2 protein-coding genes are annotated in these 2,354 nt (G+C 67.4%); both read left to right on the top strand.

The window, feature by feature from the left end; genetic code table 11:
• Positions 1 to 2: 2 nt before the first annotated feature.
• Positions 3 to 1,493 (top strand): IS21 family transposase, encoded by a 1,491-nt coding sequence (gene istA, locus ABIE65_RS27775; protein ID WP_354081992.1) that lies wholly within the window; start codon positions 3 to 5, stop codon positions 1,491 to 1,493.
• Positions 1,493 to 2,221: an IS21-like element helper ATPase IstB gene (gene istB, locus ABIE65_RS27770; RefSeq protein ID WP_354081991.1), complete on the top strand. Its 729-nt coding sequence runs from the start codon at positions 1,493 to 1,495 to the stop codon at positions 2,219 to 2,221. Before istA ends, istB begins: the two co-directional genes overlap by 1 nt.
• Positions 2,222 to 2,354 lie beyond the last annotated feature (133 nt).

The following is a 2,354-nucleotide window of genomic DNA, read 5'->3' as shown; positions in this document are numbered from 1 at the left end:
GCGTGGACACGATTGCACGGATCCGGCGCGCCTTTCTGGTGCAGGGCAAGGCGATCAAGGAGATCGTGCGCGAGTTGCACGTGTCGCGGAACACGGTGCGCAAGGTTCTGCGCTCGGGTGAGACGGCGTTCAGCTATGCCCGCGCGGAACAGCCCCATCCGAAGCTCGGTCCGTGGCGGGACGAACTGGAGCGGCTGCTTGCGGCGAACGCGGAGAAGTCGGCGCGCGAGCGGCTGACGTTGATCCGGGTGTTCGAAGAGCTGCGCGGGCTCGGCTACGCCGGCGGCTACGATGCGGTGCGGCGCTATGCGCGGCGATGGCGGCGCGACCGTGCGACGCTGCACACGCCGGCTTTCGTGCCGTTGAGCTTCGCACCGGGCGAAGCCTACCAGTTCGACTGGAGCCACGAAGTCGTGCTGATGAACGGCATGCCGGTGACGGTGAAGGTCGCCCATGTCCGTCTCTGCCACAGTCGGATGCTGTTCGTGCGCGCCTATCCGCGCGAGACGCAGGAGATGGTGTTCGACGCCCACGACCGGGCGTTCGCCTTCTTCCGGGGTGCCTGCACGCGGGGCATCTACGACAACATGAAGACGGCCGTGGACGCGATCTTCGTGGGCAGGGACCGCAGCTACAACCGCCGCTTCCTCCAGATGTGCAGCCATTACCTGGTCGATCCGGTCGCCTGCACACCGGCCGCCGGCTGGGAGAAGGGACAGGTGGAGAACCAGGTCGGACTGGTCCGCCAACGGTTCTTCACGCCCCGGCTGCGGGTGAAGAGCTATGCGGAACTCAACGCCTGGCTGATGGATCGGGTGATCGCCTACGCCAAGGCGCATCGCCATCCCGACGATCGGGATCGCACGGTGTGGGAGATGTTCGAGGCGGAACGACCCGTCCTGGTCCCTTATGCCGGCCGGTTCGACGGCTTCCATGCCGTGCCGGCCTCGGTCTCCAAGACCTGCCTGGTGCGATTCGACAACAACAGATACTCGGTCGCGGCCCGCGCCGTCGGACGCCCGGTGGAGATCCGCGCCTATGCGGACCGGATCGAGTTGCGCCAGGACGGGCAGCCGGTCGGCGAGCACGTGCGCTGCTTCGGCCGCGACCGGACGGTGTTCGATCCGTGGCATTACGTGCCGGTGCTGGCGCGCAAACCCGGCGCGCTGCGCAACGGCGCGCCGTTCAAGGACTGGGTGCTGCCCGCGAGCCTGGAGCGCATCCGGCGCAGGCTGGCGACCGCCGAGGACGGCGACCGCCAGATGGTCGATATCCTCGCCGCCGTGCTGAGCGACGGCCTCCCGGCCGTCGAGGCCGCCTGTGCCGAGGCGGTGCGCGAGGGTGTCCACTCCGCCGGCGTCGTCCTCAACATCCTCGCCCGCCGGCGCGACCCGGCTGCGCCGGTCACCATCCTCACAGCCGAGGCGCTACGGCTGCGGCACGAGCCGGAAGCGGACTGCGCACGCTACGACAGTCTCAGGAGGACCCCCTGATGGAACGCTCCGAGATCCTCGCCGCCATGGGTGGCCTCAAGCTGCACGGCATGCGAGCGGCGTATGACGAGATCGTCGCCGCTGCGGTGAAGCGCCAGCACCAGCCGCAGCGTATCGTCGGCGATCTCCTCACCGCCGAGATCAGCGAGAAGCAGGCTCGCTCGATCAAATACCAGATCACCATCGCGAAGCTGCCGCTCGCCAAGGACATCGCCGACTTCACCTTCGACGGCACGCCGATCAACGAGACCCTGGTGCGCGACCTCGCCGCCGGCGGCTTCATCGCCCATCAGCGCAACATCGTCCTGGTCGGCGGCACCGGCACCGGAAAAAGCCATCTGGCGATCGCGATCGCCCGTGCCTGCATCCGCGACGGCGCGCGCGGTCGCTTCTTCAACACCGTCGACCTGGTCAACAAACTCGAGGCCGAGACCCGCGCCGGGCGGCAGGGACGCATCGCCGACCATCTCTGCCGCCTCGACTTCATCGTCCTGGACGAACTCGGCTACCTCCCCTTCGCCCAGTCCGGCGGCCAACTCCTGTTCCACCTGATCAGCAGGCTCTACGAACAGACCTCCGTCATCGTCACCACCAATCTCGCCTTCGGCGAATGGCCCAGCGTGTTCGGCGACGCCAAGATGACCACCGCTCTCCTCGACCGGCTCACGCACCACTGCGAGATCGTCGAAACCGGCAACGAAAGCTGGCGCTTCAAACACCGCGCCTGACCATCGAACGCCCTTCGCTGCCGTCCTGCGCGCTGCTACGCCTACGGCTCCGCATCACCCAGGACGGCAGCGAGCACTTCAGGGGGTCAATATTGCAAGCCGATACGGGGTCAGCTTTGAACGCCGTTTGACA

It is taken from the genome of Constrictibacter sp. MBR-5 (genome assembly GCF_040549485.1).
Lineage (GTDB): Bacteria > Pseudomonadota > Alphaproteobacteria > JAJUGE01 > JAJUGE01 > Constrictibacter.
The sequence above is the reverse complement of the archived record's forward strand: the minus strand, read 5'-3'. Positions and strand labels throughout refer to the sequence as shown.

What these genes read in the sequence shown, in the direction of transcription:
- istB (WP_354081991.1), top strand. Translation starts at nt 1,493, where the DNA reads ATGGAACGCTCCGAGATCCTCGCCGCCATGGGTGGCCTCAAGCTGCAC.